Genomic DNA, 16,890 nt, shown 5'->3' with positions numbered 1-16,890 from the left:
TATTTCTGTCAATTGAGCTTCCGGCGCGCCCGATTGCTCATTTTATGCTGTAAATGGCGGCCTTTCTGTGATAGACTTCACGCACATGGCTGAGCAGAACATCATATGCAAACCGACGCGCGACACCTTCGTGCGCATCGCCGTCATGCTGGCTGCCCTCGTCGGCTTCGGCCTCTACTTTTTCTACGACGGGCTCGTCGGCTACCCGAAAGCCAACGAGGTGTACCTGAGCCATCGCGCCTTCGCCGAACTCGGCAAACTGGCCGCCGAGCAACCCGTCGACCGCCCCGAGACGCGGGATGCGGAGGCTTGGCGGCGCCTGCGCGAATCGACCCCGCTCTTCCCGACGGAACGCGAGGGCGAGAGCGTGTTCTGCCTCACGGCCGGCGGTGAACGCGTTCCCCTGCCCTCGGATGCGGCGGTCGGCACCTGCCCCGTCGAGACGCAGGATCTGGCCGCCATGAATCGGGACTGGTACGCATGCTGGCAGACCTACACGGCGCGGCGGGGCTTCCCGCTCAAACCGGCCGATCACCCGTACACGGACTCCTCCGTGCACGAACAGCTTTACGCCGGAGCGGGCTGCATGCTGCTGGCTCTCCTGCTGCTGGCCTTCATGCTGCGCATCGCCCGCCGCCGAGTCGAGCTGCACGGAGACCTCGTGACCATCGGCCGCGAGAGCTTCCGCATCGCCGACATCAGCTGCATCGACCTGCGCCAGTGGAGCAAGGGCTTCAAGGGCTTTGCCCGCTTCACCGTCGGCTCCCGCAGCATCAAGTTTGACGGCATGACGTACGGAGGCTTCGACCCGAAGAAGGGCGAGCCTGCGGAGGCGCTCATGCAGGCGATTCTCGCACAATACAAGGGCGACATCATCGAGTATGACCATTCGGCCGACCAGAGTCGTTAAGGCGGCCGGCTCCGGGCTCCGCCGCCTCGCGCGGAGCCGCCGCCCGCATCTCGCCCTGCGCGCGCTGCAGCGCTTGGGCAGCGGCCTGCTCTCCGCGCGCTTCGTCATCACCCTGTGCACGGGGCTGATGGTGATGCAGCTCGTGGTGCTGGGCATCGGCATCTGCGGCCGCATGGAGCAAGCGGCGCGCCTCGACCTCGACGTCGCCCGCATGAACATGGCCGCCATCGAGGCGCAGGGCCTCGCGCGAGCCCTCTCGGGCAGCCGCGCCAGCAGCATCAGCGCCTCATCGGGCAACGCCCCCGCAGCAAACGCCCCCGCGGCCGACGCGCAGCCGGAGCAGAGCGACGACCCGAACGAAGCCCCGCCGCTGCAGCCCCGCACCGTCGAAACCATCTTGGCGGAAGACGCCGGAATGGACCTCATCTCCGCCCGCATGGAAGATGATGCCGAGCTTGCCGCCGAGCTCGAGCGCAGCGACAGCGCCGATGACGGCGCTGACTCCGGCCCGACCACACAAGATGAAGCCGAAGTCGACGAGCTGATTCGCTCGGGCGTAGCGGCCATGATCGAAGGCGACGTGCGCCGCAGCATTCTGAACTTTCAGGCGGCCTACGAAATCAACCCCAACCACCCGGCCCTGCTCTACTACTACGGCATGGCCTACGACAAACTCCTCAACCCCGACAAAGCGCGTGAGTACTACATGCGCGTGTTTCGCATGCGCGACCGCGCGGGGCGCTATTTTGAGCGCGCATCGCGCCGCCTGACCTTCGGCATGGCGCGCCCGTCCGACATGCGCGGCAAACTCTCCTTCGGCCCCCACCGCACCCAACACAGCTACGACCCCGAGACGGGCGAATCCGTCCGGCTGCTCATTCCGGTGCTGCTGGCCTCCGGCGAAGAAGTGCTGCCCGAAGACATCAAGATTGAAATCCAGATGTTCGACCTCGTCAACGGGCGCAAAATCGAGTTCAACCGTCTGGCCGAGCCCGAGCCCGCTTGGGAACACGAAGCGCAAACCTTCAGCGACGGCGAAGAAAACCTGCTCGTCTCCTACCGCATCCCGCCGCTGACCATCGACGAGCAATCCGTCTACGGCGACGTGCGCTACTACGGCTTCACGGCCAAACTCCTCTACAAAGGCGAACCGCTCGACTGCATCAGCAGCCCGTCCGCCCTCATCCTGCACGAGCAAATCCTCAACAACAGGCGGCGCATCGCCCCCGGCGGCCTGCTGCCCGACGACGGGCTCAACTACGAAGAAGCCCTGCCGGTCTCCGACTTCCTCTACGAACAGGGCACCGCGCCCGAAGCCATCGAAAACATTCCAACCGAACTGCCCGATAACCCGTCATGATTCCCATATTCCCGGAACAGCCGGCGCGCCTCGGCGTCTACACCCTCATCCGCCTCCTGGGCTCGCATGAGCACACGGATCGCTACTTGGCCAGCCAAGAGCACGTGGAGCGCAAAGTCATCGTCGAGGTTCTGCGCCCCACCGCCGAAGAAGAAGAAATCGGCAACTTCGTCGGCTCGGCGCGTGCGCGCGTCGGCTCGAAACTGCCGCACGTCGCCAAGGTCCTCGACTCAGGCTGCGCCGACAGCTACTGGTACCTCACGCAAGACCTGCCGCCGGGCACCCCGCTCTCGGTGCGCACGCCGGGAGAAGCCCTGAGCGTCGACGACATCTGCCGCATCGTGCTGGCAGCCGCCGAGCTCTACTGCGCCGCAGCGGCCGCCGACCTGCCGGTGCTCGCGCTCGATGCCGACATGATCTACCTGACGAGCAAGGGCGCCGTCCACTTCCTCTCCCCGGTCACCGTCGGCGGCAGCCACCGCACCGAGCAGACGCAGCAGGCGATGCGGCAGCTGGGCCTGCTGCTCAAGCCCTTCCTGCCCGTCAACGTCCCCGGGCAGACGCGCGCCGCGACCCTCATCGAGTGGATGGCGGAGGGCTACGAAGGCCGGATGCTCGATTGGGAAGGCATCGGCTCGACCGCGCAGCTCATCCGCCAGCAGCTCAACCCCTCGGCCACCGCCGCCCCGCTCAAGAGCGTCGTGCGCGTGCACGACGTCAACAGCAGCATGAGGCGCGAAAACCAGCGCCGCCGCAAATACACCCGCAACGCCCTGCTGGGCGGCATCTGCCTGCTGATCGTCGCGGCCATGAGCCAGCTCGGCCACCTCTTCACCTTCAAGGTGGCGCATCAGCTCTCTCCGGTGAAAGACGGCTACGTGCTCTGCGAAGGCGCCCGCGTCATGTCCCGCCCCGTGAGCATCAACGAATACGCCCAATTCCTCGACGCCCTCAAAAACATGAGCAAAGCCGAGCGCGACGCCATCAACAAGGGCATCCCCGAAAACGCGCGAAAACACGAACCCGACGACTGGATCGGCATGCAGCAGGACGCCATCAACCACCGCAACCGCTACGGCCGCGAACTGACACCCGACGCCCCCGTCGTCAACGTCTCGTACTGGGACGCGCTGGCCTACTCGCGCTACGCCCGCCGCCGCCTGCCCGACGCCAAACTCCTGCAGCCCGTCAGAGCAACACTCGGAGCCTCCGCGCTGGAAGAATGGACCGCAACCCGCACCAACGATGACCCCGTCATCGGCGACGCCTGCATCATCCTCTCGGCCAACAACAGCGGAGCCCGCAAAAACAAAGCCCCCCTTCCCCAGGCCGAATGCGACCCCGGCGCCCGCAACCCCAACCGCACCTTCCGCCTCCACGCGAAATAACACCCGAAACTCCACCTCAACACCCACCCCATCCCGACCATGAAAAAACTCGTCACAGCCGCCCTGCTTCTGCTCTGCTGCCTACTCTTCACGGCACCGCTCTCCGCGCAAATTGAGCTGCGTCTCGAACCGGAGCGCAAGCAGTACCTGATCGGCGAATCGGTCCTGCTCAAAATCACCCTGACCAACCACACCGATCGCACCCTCGACTTCCGCAACAACCCCAATAACCCTTGGCTGCGCTTTCAGGTAACCAGCTCGGCATCGCCCTACCCGCTCTCGCCGATTGCCATCCTCAAGTTCCCGCGCGTCACCTTGGATCCCGGGCAGCAGAAGAGCTTCCGGCTCGACATACGCTCGGGCTTCAACTTCAACATGGACGGCATCTACAAAGCCACGGCCATCGTCACCATGCCCGACCAGCGCTCGGCCTACTCCTCCAACGCCGCCAGCTTCACCATGAGCAGCGGCGGCGTCATCCGCACCTTCAACATCCAGCGCGGCGGCCAGCCGCTCCAGATGCACGTCAAACACCTGAGCGTCAACGGGCAAAACTGTCTCTTCGGGCAGGTGACCCAGCAGAACTCCCGCCGGGCCATCGGCGCCTGCTACTTGGGGCGCTTTCTCAACTTCATGGAGCCGCGCATCCGCCTCGACTCGAAACAAAACCTGCACGTGCTCTGCCAGTCCACGCCGGAAATCTTCACCTACTCCGTCATGAACAGCAAGGGCAACCGCGTCTCCATCAAGCTCTTCAAGCGCAGCGGCGGCCCCGTTGACCTCGTCAGTTCCGGCGGCGCCATCTACCCCATGGGCCTCGTACCCTACGTCGCGCCCAAGGGAGACGAAGAAAACGTCCGCAAGATCACCGACAGCCCGATCTAAGCGAGATCGCGGGGCGAAGGCCGCCTTCGCCCCGCGACGCCCCCGCAGCACCCGCAGCACCCGCAGCACCCGCAGCACCCGCTGCCCGCCGGCCCTACCCCCTGCCCTCTCTGTTCCGAAGATTCTCCTCTTTGCCTGAGACCCATGACCACCCCCACCATCGCCATCGTCGGACGCCCCAACGTGGGCAAATCGGCCATCTTCAACCGCATGGTCGGACGCCGCATCGCCATCGTCCATGACCAGCCCGGCGTCACCCGCGACCGCCTGAGCGCGCCGGCTCGCATCACCGATTACGAAGCCCTCGTCGTCGACACGGGCGGCATCGGCTCGACGCTCGACGACGGCTTCGCCGAGCAGGTCGCCCTCGAGGCCGACATCGCCCTGAACGCCGCCGACCTCATCATGTTCGTCTGCGACTGCCGCGACCACCTGACACCCATCGACAAGAGCATCGCCGCACGCCTCCACAAGAGCGAAGTGCCCGTCCTGCTCGTCCTCAACAAAGCCGACACCGACAAACAGGAACTCAACCTCGGCGAGTTCGCCGAACTCGGCTTTGCCGACTTCGTCTTCACCTCCGCCGCCCACGGACGCGGCTTTGCCGAACTGGCCGCCAAACTCAACGCGCAACTCAAAGCCCTGGGCGCCGCGTCGCACCGCGCCGAAACCGCCCCCGACACCGAGCCCGGCGAAGAGCCCGAACGCGAAGAAGTCAGCGCCGACTCCCCCATCAAAGTAGCCGTCGTCGGCCGCCCGAATGCCGGCAAATCATCGCTGATCAACGCCATCCTCTGCGATCGCCGCACCATCGTCTCAGACGTCGCGGGCACGACGCGCGACGCCATCGACGTGCCCTACAGCCGCGAGGACAAAAACTACGTGCTCATCGACACCGCCGGCATGCGGCCGCGCTCCAAGCGCGACACCTCCGTCGAAGTCTTCTCGGCCATGCGCAGCGAGAAAGCCATCCGCCGCTCCGACATCTGCCTGCTGGTCATCGACATGGCCGCCGGCGTCACCCAGCAGGATCGCCGCATCGGCTCCATCATCGCCAAAGAAAGCAAGCCCTGCATCATCGTCGTCAACAAATTTGACCTCTACTGCCCCGACGCCCCGCTGAGCGCGCGCAAAGAAGCCGTGCGCGAACACATCCGCGAAAACCTCTTCTTCTTGGACTACGCCCCCGTCGCCATCGTCTCGGCCAAGCGCAGCGAGGGCATCGACGGCATCTTCAAATCCATCGCCCGCGTGCAGCAGGAAGCCCTCAACATGCCGGGCACGGGCGAACTCAACCGCCTGCTGCAGCGCGCCATGGAGATGAACCCGCCCGGGCAGCACCGCGTGCTGCACAAGCGCCTCAAGCTCTTTTACGCGACGACGGCCGTCAACGAGAAATACACCACCATCCCGGTGCCGACCTACGTCCTCTTCGTCAACGACAAGCGCCTGCTCTCCGACAGCTACGCGCAGTACCTGCGCAACACCATCCGCTCGCGCATCAAAGCCGCCGGCGTTCCCATCGTCTTATCGCCGCGCTCGCGCGTCCGCAACGACTAAGGGCGACAAACGCGTCGCAACGCGCCCGATACGAGTAACGCAGTCGCGACAGAGACGGCCCCCCGCAGCAGGACTGCAGGGGGCCGTCATGCGCCGAGACGAACAACCTGAGCGCGTCCGGCAGAATCAGAGAACAATCACCTCTTGCGCCAGCGCATCGCCAAGCGCTTCAAAAACGACTTACGCTTGCGGAGCGAGCGCAGAGCAACGGCAACGGAATCGTAATTCATCGGCGACTTGGCCCGCTTAGCGAAGTCCGAATCCACAATCTGCTTGAGGAACGAGGACAAGTCATCCATCCACTTGAAATTGTATTGCGGCAACACCGGCGGTGTCGACAACATCTCCTGATAGGCCGCATCATCCTGATCCAAGAAGCGGACAAAGTCCACCACCTCGTTCAGATTCGCGAACTTGGACACATCGACGATGGATTTCGGATTGATGTAATCCGGCACCGACCCCCAATAAATCGGCACGGAACCGGCCATCAGAGGCTCAGACAGCTTTTCCGTCGTGTAGCCTTCACCATAAGTATTTTCCCATGCGATGGTAAACTTGTACTGCCGGATGAAGTCTTTTTTGCTGGTAGAGCGATTCCGGTCAAGGCGGCCGACCAGTTCGGGCGCATCCAAATTGTGCAAAACGCGTCCGGGACAATCCACATGCTTATACGCCATGAGAAGCCTGCAAAACTCCATTCGCAAACGCGCCCCTTCCTGATCCTGGTGATCGTTGGAATAAATGAAATTGCAAAAACGCGTCTTGTCGCTCACATCCAAGCCCCGGCGATCATTCACCGACGCGTCCATCGTGATATCAAAATCAGAGAGCCGGAAATACCGATTGCCGTACTGAATCGGCTGGCAGGAAATCGCGTAATCACACTCATTGAAATCAGGGTGCACGTTCTCCCCGTTAAAAAAGACCTTCAGGGCGTTTTGGTACTTCATGTGCTCACGCGCATAGCATGAGTAAAATACAATATCAGGATCATCCGAGAGCACGGGATTGCAGAAAGGCCGCATAGCCTCCGTAAGATAAAAATGCTCGAAATCAAAATTCGGACAGTCGCTGTAGGCAATTTTGACAGTTTTCATTTAGGTATCAAGGAAGAAGTTGTCTCACAGGAAAAGCGCTCAGCGGAGCAACGGCGCCGCCTCATCGAAGGTGAGCGTGTCATCTCATCCAAGAGGCCATGTTATCATATGACAATCGCCATTGCAACGCCAAGATGTACTAAACGTATGCCGCGAACAAAATATAATCCGCCCCTCTCGTCTTCAGAGCCGCGACACGGCCGAGAGAATCGCCGCGGGGTACAGGATATGTTCCTGCACCTGAATGCGCGCGTGAAGGCTCTCCGGCGTGTCTCCCGGCAAGACCGGCACGTGCGCCTGCATGAGAATCTCGCCCGTGTCCATCCCGGCATCCACATAATGAACCGTGCACCCCGTCGTCGACGCCCCGGCCTCCAGCGCCTGCTTCCACGCCTCGACGCCCGGGAACTTAGGCAGCAGAGCCGGGTGAATATTGAGGATGCGGCGCGGAAAAGCGCGCAGCAACGGCTCCTTCACGAGGCGCATGAACCCGGCCAGACACACGAGATCAACCTTCAGCTCCGTGAGCTGACGCGCCAGCGCCTCCTGCACCTCGAGCGGAAACTTGTTCTTATACCCCTTGCAATCCATGTATTCGGCACGAACGCCGCGGCGGCGGGCGCGCTCGAGGATGTAAGCGTCCTCGTGGTCGGAAAGCACAATGACGACCTCGGCATCAAGGCGACCGTCATCAATGGCATTGAAAATGGACTGGCAGTTGCTGCCCGAGCCCGATCCCAGTACGGCAAGACGTAAACTCATAACACGGCTAATCTACCCGAAAGCCCGAGCCTTGTCAATCTCAAAGCCCCCGCCGCAACACCTCGGCCGAACGCCGCGCATCGCATCAATCCGCGCGCCGAGTCCAAACGCCAAACGCAGCCCGGCAAGCCGCTGCCGCACGCCGCAAGACGCCGTCCTTTCAAGACGCCGCCGCCGCAGTCACGCCATGCAACAGCCGTGCGTCATGCAAGGACTACCGAAGCAGATAAGGCATACAGAGCTGCGTCACGAAACTCATAGGTTTGAGCTGATCAAGAGGCAAAGACAGCCCTTCATCCCTCACGTATCTCCGTGTCGAGAAGAGCCCGGGGATGATCAGCTCGTGCGCGACGAAATCCGGCAACAGAGCCATCGCCTCGGCAAGCTTCTCCCTGTCATCGCGCCGAATGAACAGGACGCAGACCTGACCGCTTTCTTGGGCTTGCAGAGCCGTCTCGAGCCCGGGCGGCAGGTCAGACACGAAAACAACGGCGTTGGTGAAGGACGGCAGGTGTTTGGAAAGTCTCCGCAGGGTTCGCCATGCCTGCCTCCGGTTCAAGCCGAGTGATAACACATACGTTCGTCCGGGCAAAAAGATTTGCGAGTAAGAGATAAGAAAGGCTCTCTGATCTCTTTGCAGCGAGGGGGACGGATGAGCCAAGTTGTCGCTCACAAAGGCGTTCAGCGCAAGTTTGGGTTCCAAACGCCGCGTGATCGCGTCTTTGACCAAAGGGCGAACGCGAGGCGGCGTGAGAGCGCACCTCCAGACGCACAACTCAACGCTAACGAAGCGGAAGGAAGACATGAGCCTTTCATCAGGGAAGCGTTGCAGCAAGTCCGCAAGCGACTCCAGCGCATCAAGGAAGCACAGCGGGTGCTTGTGGTAGGCTCGGGTAAGTGAATGGCTACGAAGCCTCCAATGGACGAGAACGGCGTCCACCAAAGCCACTCTATCAGCCAAAAGAAAGGAGGCGTAAGTGAAATAGGTGTCATTGCTGTTCTCAATAGGCTGGTAACGCAGCCCGTGCTTTTCGATAAAACGGCGACGCCATATCTTATTCCACGGCGTGCCGGCAATGAGTTGAAACAGCTTGTCCGGCATGGCCGTGCGCGGACAAAAAACTTTCCCTTTCATCCGCCCCCATAATTCAGGAGGGATTTGTCGTGGCGCGGGAACGGAACGCCCCGTTGCCTCCTCGTAGACGCTCACGCCGCATACGGCCATGTCTAGGTCTTCCGCCTTGGCCTTGGCATACATCAGCTCCAGCAAATTCGCTTCAAAAAAATCATCGGAGTCAAGAAACATCAGATACTCGCCCCGGGCCATTTCCATAGCTCTGTTCCTCGCCGCACCCGCAGTCTGATGGGTTCCCGCCAGAATCTTAATTCGGGAATCTTCGCTCGCGTGCCGCTGCAAAATCTCGAGCGAGCAATCCGTAGAGCCGTCATCAACGCAAAGAAACTCCGCCTCCTGCAGCGTCTGCACTCGCAGAGAAGACAGACACTGATCAAGGTATTTCTCCGTGTTGTACACGGGAATGACAACGGATACAGCTATTGTTTCATCCATATCATACAGGTCGCTAGCCATCGAATAATAACATCGCCTAAAGAAAAGTCAAGCTAACACTTCGGAGAAAGCGGCCCGAAGCACACCGGAAGATACGATATCATGCAATGTCCCGGTGCTCCGCAGAGCTTTTCAGCGAAGGAGCCATGCGTGAGCTGCCGCAAAGCCTCCGGCGGCGTCTGCGAGCGCCTTGGCGGTAAAAAAAAGCGGGCGCTGCATCGGCAGCGCCCGCGAAAGGGGTAAGGGAGACGAAAGGCTCTCTTTACTGGAACTGCATCATGATGAGGCCGGCCAGCACGATCACGGCGATCACCACCCAGAGCAGCACGATGCTGCGGCTCTCGGCGGCCGAGCCCGTCCCCTGCAGGCGGGAGTACTTGCCGCGGACGCGCGAGCGCTTCATGAAGCCGTCGTAGTTCTTCTGCAGCAGCGTCGCCTCGACCTGGCGCATCATGTCGAGCAGCACGCCGACGAGAATCAGCAGGGAGGTGCCGCCGAAGAAGTTCGTCACCATGTAGTCAAGACCGCCCCAGGTGTGCAGCAGCGTCGGCAGGAAGTAGATGAGCGTCAGGAAGAGCGAACCGGCAAAGGTGAGGCGCGTCATCGTCGTGTCGAGATAAGCCGCCGTGGGAGGGCCGGGACGCACGCCGGGGATGTAGCCGCCGCCGCGCTTGAGATCCTCGGAGATCTGCTGAGGGTGGAACATGGTCGCCACCCAGAAGTAGGAGAAGAAGAAGATCATCAGCGAGGAGATGATGTAGTAGGGGTAGTCCGAGGGCGAAAGCAGCCACGAGGTGTAGGTGTGCACGGGGCTGTCCGCGCTGAAGAGCTGCATGAGCACGAAGTTCGGCAGAGCCAGAATGGCCGTGGCGAAGATGACGGGCATCACGCCCGAGTAGTTCAACTTGAGCGGCAGGTACTGCGTGCCGCCCTGCGTCATCTTGCCGTGCCCGACCACGCGCTTGGCGTACTGAACCGGGATGCGGCGCTGCGCTTGGTTGATGATGACGACGAGGGCCACGACCAACACCATGAAGCAGATGAGCGCCACCATGCCGAGAGCGCCGAGGGGGTTGACTTCCGTGCCCTTCATCACGCAGGTCTTCCACGCGACGCTGCAGGCGCCGGGCAGGGCGTGAATGATGTTGACGGAGATGATGAGCGAAACGCCGTTGCCGATGCCGCGCTCGGTGATCTGGTCACCGATCCACATGAGGAACATCGTGCCCGTCACGATGATGAAGACGGTGGTGATCGTAAAGATCGGGCCGGGGTTGAGCACCACGTCGCCGAGGCCGGTGAGGCCGATGCGATCGGGGTTTCTCAGCGTCGCCGTGAGCATGTAACCCTGAATGACGGCAATGATGATGGCGAGGATGCGCGTGTACTTCGTCATCTTCTGGCGCCCGCCTTCCTCGCGCAGCATCTTCTGGAAGCGCGGGATGACCGCCCCCATGAGCTGCGTCATAATGGAGGCGGAGATGTAGGGCATGATACCCAGAGCGAAGATACCCATCTGCTGGAGACCGCCGCCGGAGAAGATGGTGAGCAGCGAACCCATGGCGCCCAGCGGGCTGTTGGTGTCTTCCATGGCCTGCTCCAGATAGGAGGAGACCATCTGAACATCGACGCCGGGCAGCGGCAGATGCACGCCCAAGCGCACGATGACAATCATCGTGAGCGTGTAGAAAATGCGTCTCCGGAGCTCCGGAACCTTCATTGAGTTGGCGAAAGCGCTTAACATGTTCTTCTTTCGTTGATGTGAAAAAGCTTCGTGCAGCGTTGCAGCAGAGAGCAGCCCGTCGCAGGGGCAGACGCGCGACGGCTCGGCCGCGGCTCTGCTGAAGGAGGAGGAGGAGGGCGGCGCGATGCTCCGAGCCCCTCCTCACACAGCTGCCGGGCAGCGCTGCGCTGCCCGGCTCTGTGGAGTGATGTGTATTCAAAGGCGTTGGCGGGGCGAAAGCCCTGCGCCTTACGCCTGGGCGCTCAGCACGCAGAGCGTGCCGCCGGCGGCCTGAATCTTCTCCGCCACGCCGTTGCTGGCGAAGTCGACCGTCACGTTGAGAGCCTTCGAGAGGTTGCCGTTGCCGAGCAGCTTGACGCCGTCGCAGCTGCCCTTGATGAGGCGGGCGGCGCGCAGCTCATTCTCCGTCACCGTAGCACCGGCCTCGAAGAAAGCCTCGAGCTGGCAGAGATTGACGATGGCAATGCGCGACTTGAAGCGGGCATTGTTGAAGCCCTTCTTGGGCAGACGGCGATGAAGGGGCATCTGGCCGCCTTCAAAGCCCGGGCGAATCGAGCCGCCGGAGCGAGCCTTCTGGCCCTTGTTGCCCTTGCCGCAGGTCTTGCCCAGACCCGAGCTCTCGCCGCAGCCAAGGCGCTTCTTGCGATGCTTGGCACCGGGATTCGGCGTAAGTGTATCAAGTGTCAACATAGGATGAATCTTGGTTAGGGGTTATTTGCTCAGATAGCAGCGTCCTTCTTCTTCTTACCGCGCTCGGAAAGAATCTGATCGGCCGTGCGCATGCTCAGCATCGCCTGCATCGTGGCCTTGACCACGTTGGCAGCGTTGGAGGAGCCGAGGGACTTGGCGATGACGTTGTTGACGCCGGCGGCCTCAAGAACGGCACGCACCTTGTTGCCGGCCACAAGACCCGTACCGGCAGCGGCGGGCTTGAGAACGATCTTGGCACCGCCGAACTCCGTGTAGATCTCGTGGGGGATGGTCTCGTTGACGACCACCACGTTCTTCATGGCGCGCTTGGCGGCATCGGTGCCCTTGCGAATGGCATCGCTGACCTCGTTGGCCTTGCCGAAACCGTAGCCGACCTTGCCCTTCTGGTCGCCCACGACGATGAGGGCGGAGAAGGAGAAGCGGCGACCACCCTTGACGACCTTGGCGCAGCGGTTCACGTAGACGACCTTTTCCATCAGCTGAGGACCATCCTCAACGGCGGCCTCGGCACGGCGACCATCGCGGCGCGGGCCGCGGCCGGGGCGATTGCCGTCGCGGCGCGGGCCGCGGGAGCCGCGCTGCTGCGGGGCAGCGGCGGGGGACTCAGCGGCAGCTTCGGGAGCTTTCGTTTCTTCAGTGTTCATTCTTCAAACCTTTCTGTTTAGAATTTAAGACCGGCCTCGCGAGCTGCATCAGCCAGAGACTTGACCTTCCCGTGGTAGAGGAAGCCGCCGCGATCGAAAACGACCTCGGTGATACCTGCAGCCAGGGCACGCTCGGCAACCAGAGCGCCGACCTTGGCGGCGGTCTCGAGGTTAGCCTTCTTGAGATCCAGGTTCTTCGTGCAGGCGGCGCAGAGCGTCACGCCTTTCGTGTCGTCGATAACCTGGGCATAGACATGCTGGTTGGAGAAGCTCACAGCCAGACGGGGGCGCTCAGCGGTGCCGGCAAGCTTCTTGCGGATGCGGGCATGAACGCGGTTGCGGATGGCTTTGCGATTGATAGTGCTCATAGTGATAAACGTGTGTGTTCTGTTAATGATTACTTGCCAACGCTCTTGCCTTCCTTGCGACGGATGTGCTCACCCACGTAGTGCACGCCCTTGCCCTTGTAGGGCTCCGGCGGGTAGTAACCACGCACTTCGGCGGCGAACTGACCCACGAGCTGCTTGTCGATACCCTCGACCTTCACCTTGGTGTTGTCGGTCACGGTCACGGTGAGACCGGCGGGAATCGGGTGAAGAATGGGGTGCGATTTACCCAGAGCGAGGTCAAGGTCCTTGCCCTTGACGGCGGCCTTGAAGCCCACGCCCACGATTTCGAGCTCCTTGGTGAAGCCCTTGGAGACGCCCTCAACCATGTTGGCCAGCAGGGAACGGTTCGTGCCGTGCAGTGCGCGCAGCTTGCGGGAATCGTCGGCGCGGTTGACGGTGAGGTTGCTCTCTTCGATGCTGACGCTGATGCCCTCAGGCAGCGTCCGGCTCAGCTCGCCCTTGCCGCCCTTGACGGTGACGGTGGCGTCTTTGACGGAAACGGTGACACCTGCGGGAAGCGTAATCACTTTCTTACCTACTCGAGACATTGTATTCTGAAAGAGGTTAGAGGTTCAACTTACCAGATGATCGCGATGAGCTCGCCGCCGATCTGCAGCTTGCGGGCCTTGGCACCGGTCATCATGCCCTGCGAGGTGGAAACGATGGAGATGCCCAAGCCGTTCATGACGGTCGGGATCTCGGCGGAACGGACGTACTGGCGGCGGCCCGGCTTGGAGCAGCGCTTCACGTTCGTGATGACGGACTTGCCGTCCTTGTTGTACTTGGACTTGACCTTGATGGCCTTGTCCTTGCCTTCACCCACCACGTCGAAGGACCAGATGTAGCCTTCCTCAGCGAGGATGCGGGCGATCTCGGCCTTGATGGAGGAGTAGGGAGCGGTGAAGTATTCGACGCGGGCGATGCCGGCGTTCTTCACACGCGTCAGGAAATCTGCGATAGGATCACTTAATACTGCCATGGTCGTGTGTGGTTAGGCTTTTTCTTCAGTCTTCTTGTTCGGCTTGCGGAAGGGAATGCCCAGCTCAGCAAGCAGGTCGCGACCCTCTTCATCGGTCGGAGCCGAGGTGACGAAGATGATGTCGAAACCGATGTTGCGCTTGATCTGATCGAGCTCGATTTCGGGGAAGATCGACTGATCAGGAATACCGATGGCGTAGTTACCGCGGCCGTCGAAGGACTTGGTGGGCAGGCCACGGAAGTCGCGGATGTTCGGAGCCGTGATGTTGATGAAGCGATCGAGGAACTCCCACATGCGGGCAGCACGCAGCGTCACGCGGGCGCCGAGGACTTCACCCTCGCGGAGTTTGAAGTTAGCCACGCTCTTGCGGGCGTAGGTCATAGCCGGCTTCTGGCCGGTGATTTTGGCGATTTCAGCGACGGCATCCTCGACGGCCTGCTTGCGGTCGGGGTGCTTGCCCATGCACGTCGTCACCACGATCTTCTCGAGTCGCGGGATCTGGTGCACGTTCTTGTAGTTGTGCTTCGCCTGGAGGGCCGGAACGACCTTCTCCTTGTAGTATGTAAGCAGTGTAGGTGTGCTCATGGTGTTAGCGGGTCAGCTCTTGGGTTAATGTGTTGTGATTGATGGCTTAAGCGCGGAGTTGCTGCCGTTGGGCATTCAGCTCACTTTCTTCACATTCGAGATGTGGATGGGGCCGTCAACTTCCTTGATGCCGCCTTCAGGATCAGCCTCGCTGGGCTTCACCGCCTTCTTGAGGATGCGGGCACCCTCGACGATGACGGTCTGCTTTTTGGCATTCACGGAGCTCACGACACCACGCTTGCCCTTGTTCTTGCCGGAGATGACGACAACGTCATCGCCTTTCTTCACGTGGGTCTTCATCGTGTGTGTTGTTGTTCGATTATGGATATCCACACTGCACCTGCAAGTGTGGGGCAGAAATATACACTCCTCTGCCCGACTCGTCAAGCAAAATTACAACTTTTGGCTTTTCGGGCTGATTTTTCTGCCCTTTTATGACGCCGCAGCGCGTTTTGTTTCGCTTCGCCGCGGGCGGGGCGGCTCCGCCGTCCAAGCGTTCGGCCGTCCGGCTGCTCGGCCGTCCGGCGTTGCGCGGAGGGTTTTCGGCGTTTCGGCGCTTCAGCGGTTCTCGAAGACACGCTTCCGTGTGCGGGCGAAGCGCAGGCTGAGGGCTACGGCGGCGATGGTGAGGCTGATGATGAAGCTCACCCAGCCGCCCACGGCTCCGAGCGAGGGGCAGATCAGGTCGGTGCGAATCAGCAGGTAGGAGAGCGGGAAGCCGATGATCCAGTAGCAGACGACGGTGACCCACGTGATGACGGTGGTATCCTGACAGCCGCGCAGCAGACCGCCCATGAGCGCCTGCGTGCCGTCGGGGAATTGATAAGCGGCGCAGTAGATGAGCAGGGTCGATGCCAAGGCGACGATGGCCGGGTCGTCGGTGTAGGCGGCGACGATGGGCTCCCGCAGCGCTAGGGTTGCGACGACGAAGAGGATCACCAGCGAATAGAGCGTTACCAGCGCGGTGCGCACCAGGTCGTCGAAGGCCGCCTTGTTGCCGGCGCCGATGTGGAAGGCGGCGCGGATGGAGGCGGCGATGCCGAGGCTGAGCGGGAGCATGAAGATGATGGACGAGACGTTGTGCGCGACCTGCTGCGAGCTGACGGCAATTTTGCCCAGCGGTGCGAGGACGAGGGTGACGGCGCAAAAGAAGCCTACTTCGCTGAGCGTGGCGATTCCCATGGGCAAGCCCAGCCGGAAGATGCGGCCGATGAGAGGACGCACGGGCGCGCGCCACGCGACGAGCTGCCGAGCATAGCGACGGTGCGTGGTCGAGAAGCGCATGATGGCGAAGAGACCGAAGAAGATAATCCACTGGATGATGGCCGTGGCCAGTCCGCAGCCGGCACCGCCCATGGCGGGCACGAAGGACCAGCCGAAGACGAACAGGAAGTTGAGCGGGATGTTCGTGAGCAGGGCGATGGAGGAGAGCACAAGCGTGGGTCGCGTCTGCCCGAAGCCCTCGAAGTGCCCCTGCACGGTTCGCGTGAGGATGGAGGCAGGCGCACCGAGCATGATCATCAGCACGTATTCTTGGGCAATGCGCGCGACTTCGGGATCCTCGGGCGAGATGAGCGCAAAGACGCGGCTGCCGGCAAAGAGGGCCAGCTCGGCCACGACGATGAGGCCGAAGGCGAGCATTTTCGCGTTGTTGAGCACGAGGCCGACGTGTTGGAACTGCCCTGCCCCGCGCAAGCGCGAGACCATGGGGCCGACGATGGTCAGAACGGCTCCGAGGGAAAAGACGATGGGGTTGGTGACGGAGTTGCCCAAGGCGACACCGGCCAAATCGCTCGAGCTGGCGCGTCCCGCAACGATGGTGTCAATGACACCCATGCCCACGTACATCATGTTGGCGATGTAGAGGGGAATCATCAGGGCCATCAGGCGTCGGAGCTCGCCGGGTACGACCCAGCGTCTGAGCGTCTGTGCAAGCGCGTTCATCGTGGTGGAGACTCAGAAGCTGCTAAAAAAGGCAAGCTGCCTCGGGGAGGAGCTTGCCTGAGCATCTGGAACGGGATTCGAACCCGTGTTGCCCGCGTGAAAGGCGGGTGTCCTAGGCCTCTAGACGATCCAGACATGGGGCACAGTGATGTGCGTGGGGGCATTTTACAGGAGCTGTATGCACTTGGCAAGCATAATTTTCATTTTTTTTGCAAAAAAAGAAGATTTTTCGCATGTTGGCAAATTTTTCGCGTTGGCCGCAGCGGAAGGGATGGGACTCCCGCCTCGCCGCTGCTGCGAAACTCCTGCGGCGGGGCGCCCGTCCGTCGGCGCGAGCGCAGGGAGACGGCTCGAGGGGC

The 16,890-nt window shown here is 61.7% G+C and carries 16 protein-coding genes, 1 tRNA gene and 1 pseudogene; 5 read left to right on the top strand and 13 right to left on the bottom strand.

Annotation, left to right across the window (positions count from 1 at the left end):
* Nucleotides 1-85: 85 nt before the first annotated feature.
* From AC6UAL_RS01125 to der, 5 genes are all read left to right on the top strand, one after another.
* On the top strand, nucleotides 86-910 hold the full coding sequence (locus AC6UAL_RS01125) for a hypothetical protein (protein WP_500681509.1): 825 nt from the start codon (nucleotides 86-88) through the stop codon (nucleotides 908-910).
* The gene (locus tag AC6UAL_RS01120) at nucleotides 882-2,270 is read left to right on the top strand and encodes a tetratricopeptide repeat protein (RefSeq protein WP_500681508.1); all 1,389 of its coding nucleotides are present in this window, start codon (nucleotides 882-884) and stop codon (nucleotides 2,268-2,270) included. Before AC6UAL_RS01125 ends, AC6UAL_RS01120 begins: the two co-directional genes overlap by 29 nt.
* Entirely contained in the window at nucleotides 2,267-3,658 is a 1,392-nt protein-coding gene (locus AC6UAL_RS01115) for an SUMF1/EgtB/PvdO family nonheme iron enzyme (protein ID WP_500681507.1), read from the top strand. The genes AC6UAL_RS01120 and AC6UAL_RS01115 overlap by 4 nt, the downstream gene beginning before the upstream one ends.
* Before the next feature lie 39 nt (nucleotides 3,659-3,697).
* Nucleotides 3,698-4,543 (top strand): hypothetical protein, encoded by an 846-nt coding sequence (locus AC6UAL_RS01110; protein WP_500681506.1) that lies wholly within the window; start codon nucleotides 3,698-3,700, stop codon nucleotides 4,541-4,543.
* 144 nt (nucleotides 4,544-4,687) lie between these two features.
* Entirely contained in the window at nucleotides 4,688-6,103 is a 1,416-nt protein-coding gene (gene der / locus AC6UAL_RS01105; protein ID WP_500681505.1) for a ribosome biogenesis GTPase Der, read from the top strand.
* Between the two features lie 137 nt (nucleotides 6,104-6,240).
* Here the strand turns inward: der and AC6UAL_RS01100 are convergent, their stop codons facing one another.
* From AC6UAL_RS01100 to AC6UAL_RS01040, 13 genes and pseudogenes are all read right to left on the bottom strand, one after another.
* Entirely contained in the window at nucleotides 6,241-7,203 is a 963-nt protein-coding gene (locus AC6UAL_RS01100) for a glycosyltransferase family 10 domain-containing protein (RefSeq protein ID WP_500681504.1), read from the bottom strand.
* A 183-nt stretch (nucleotides 7,204-7,386) separates the two neighbouring features.
* Nucleotides 7,387-7,965 (bottom strand): phosphoribosylglycinamide formyltransferase, encoded by a 579-nt coding sequence (gene purN / locus AC6UAL_RS01095; protein WP_500681503.1) that lies wholly within the window; start codon nucleotides 7,963-7,965, stop codon nucleotides 7,387-7,389.
* 214 nt (nucleotides 7,966-8,179) lie between these two features.
* On the bottom strand, nucleotides 8,180-9,535 hold the full coding sequence (locus tag AC6UAL_RS01090; RefSeq protein ID WP_500681502.1) for a glycosyltransferase family 2 protein: 1,356 nt from the start codon (nucleotides 9,533-9,535) through the stop codon (nucleotides 8,180-8,182).
* Nucleotides 9,536-9,797: 262 nt separating this feature from the next.
* Nucleotides 9,798-11,279: a preprotein translocase subunit SecY gene (secY, locus tag AC6UAL_RS01085; protein ID WP_500681501.1), complete on the bottom strand. Its 1,482-nt coding sequence runs from the start codon at nucleotides 11,277-11,279 to the stop codon at nucleotides 9,798-9,800.
* Nucleotides 11,280-11,507: 228 nt separating this feature from the next.
* Nucleotides 11,508-11,969, bottom strand: a complete 462-nt coding sequence (rplO, locus tag AC6UAL_RS01080; RefSeq protein ID WP_500681500.1) for a 50S ribosomal protein L15 — start codon at nucleotides 11,967-11,969, stop codon at nucleotides 11,508-11,510.
* Between the two features lie 29 nt (nucleotides 11,970-11,998).
* Complete coding sequence (gene rpsE / locus AC6UAL_RS01075) at nucleotides 11,999-12,634, bottom strand: 30S ribosomal protein S5 (RefSeq protein WP_500681499.1); 636 nt, start codon at nucleotides 12,632-12,634, stop codon at nucleotides 11,999-12,001.
* A gap of 17 nt (nucleotides 12,635-12,651) precedes the next feature.
* Nucleotides 12,652-13,002, bottom strand: a complete 351-nt coding sequence (rplR, locus tag AC6UAL_RS01070) for a 50S ribosomal protein L18 (protein ID WP_500681498.1) — start codon at nucleotides 13,000-13,002, stop codon at nucleotides 12,652-12,654.
* A gap of 29 nt (nucleotides 13,003-13,031) precedes the next feature.
* Nucleotides 13,032-13,571, bottom strand: coding sequence for a 50S ribosomal protein L6 (gene rplF, locus AC6UAL_RS01065; protein ID WP_500681497.1), 540 nt, complete (start codon nucleotides 13,569-13,571; stop codon nucleotides 13,032-13,034).
* Between the two features lie 29 nt (nucleotides 13,572-13,600).
* Entirely contained in the window at nucleotides 13,601-14,002 is a 402-nt protein-coding gene (gene rpsH / locus AC6UAL_RS01060; protein WP_500681496.1) for a 30S ribosomal protein S8, read from the bottom strand.
* Between the two features lie 12 nt (nucleotides 14,003-14,014).
* Nucleotides 14,015-14,587 carry a 50S ribosomal protein L5 gene (gene rplE, locus AC6UAL_RS01055; RefSeq protein ID WP_500681495.1) on the bottom strand — a complete coding sequence of 191 codons (573 nt, stop codon included), beginning with the start codon at nucleotides 14,585-14,587 and terminating at the stop codon, nucleotides 14,015-14,017.
* Nucleotides 14,588-14,677: 90 nt separating this feature from the next.
* Nucleotides 14,678-14,887 (bottom strand): annotated as a pseudogene (gene rplX / locus AC6UAL_RS01050) (50S ribosomal protein L24); the annotation flags it as partial.
* A gap of 258 nt (nucleotides 14,888-15,145) precedes the next feature.
* Entirely contained in the window at nucleotides 15,146-16,531 is a 1,386-nt protein-coding gene (locus AC6UAL_RS01045) for an MATE family efflux transporter (RefSeq protein WP_500681494.1), read from the bottom strand.
* Nucleotides 16,532-16,593: 62 nt separating this feature from the next.
* Nucleotides 16,594-16,666, bottom strand: a tRNA-Glu gene (locus tag AC6UAL_RS01040).
* Nucleotides 16,667-16,890: the final 224 nt, after the last annotated feature.

The sequence above is a fragment of the Candidatus Parakkermansia intestinigallinarum genome (assembly GCF_944389695.1).
Taxonomy (GTDB): Bacteria; Verrucomicrobiota; Verrucomicrobiia; order Verrucomicrobiales; family Akkermansiaceae; genus Akkermansia; species Akkermansia intestinigallinarum.
This window is presented reverse-complemented; position numbering and strand designations above follow the sequence as displayed.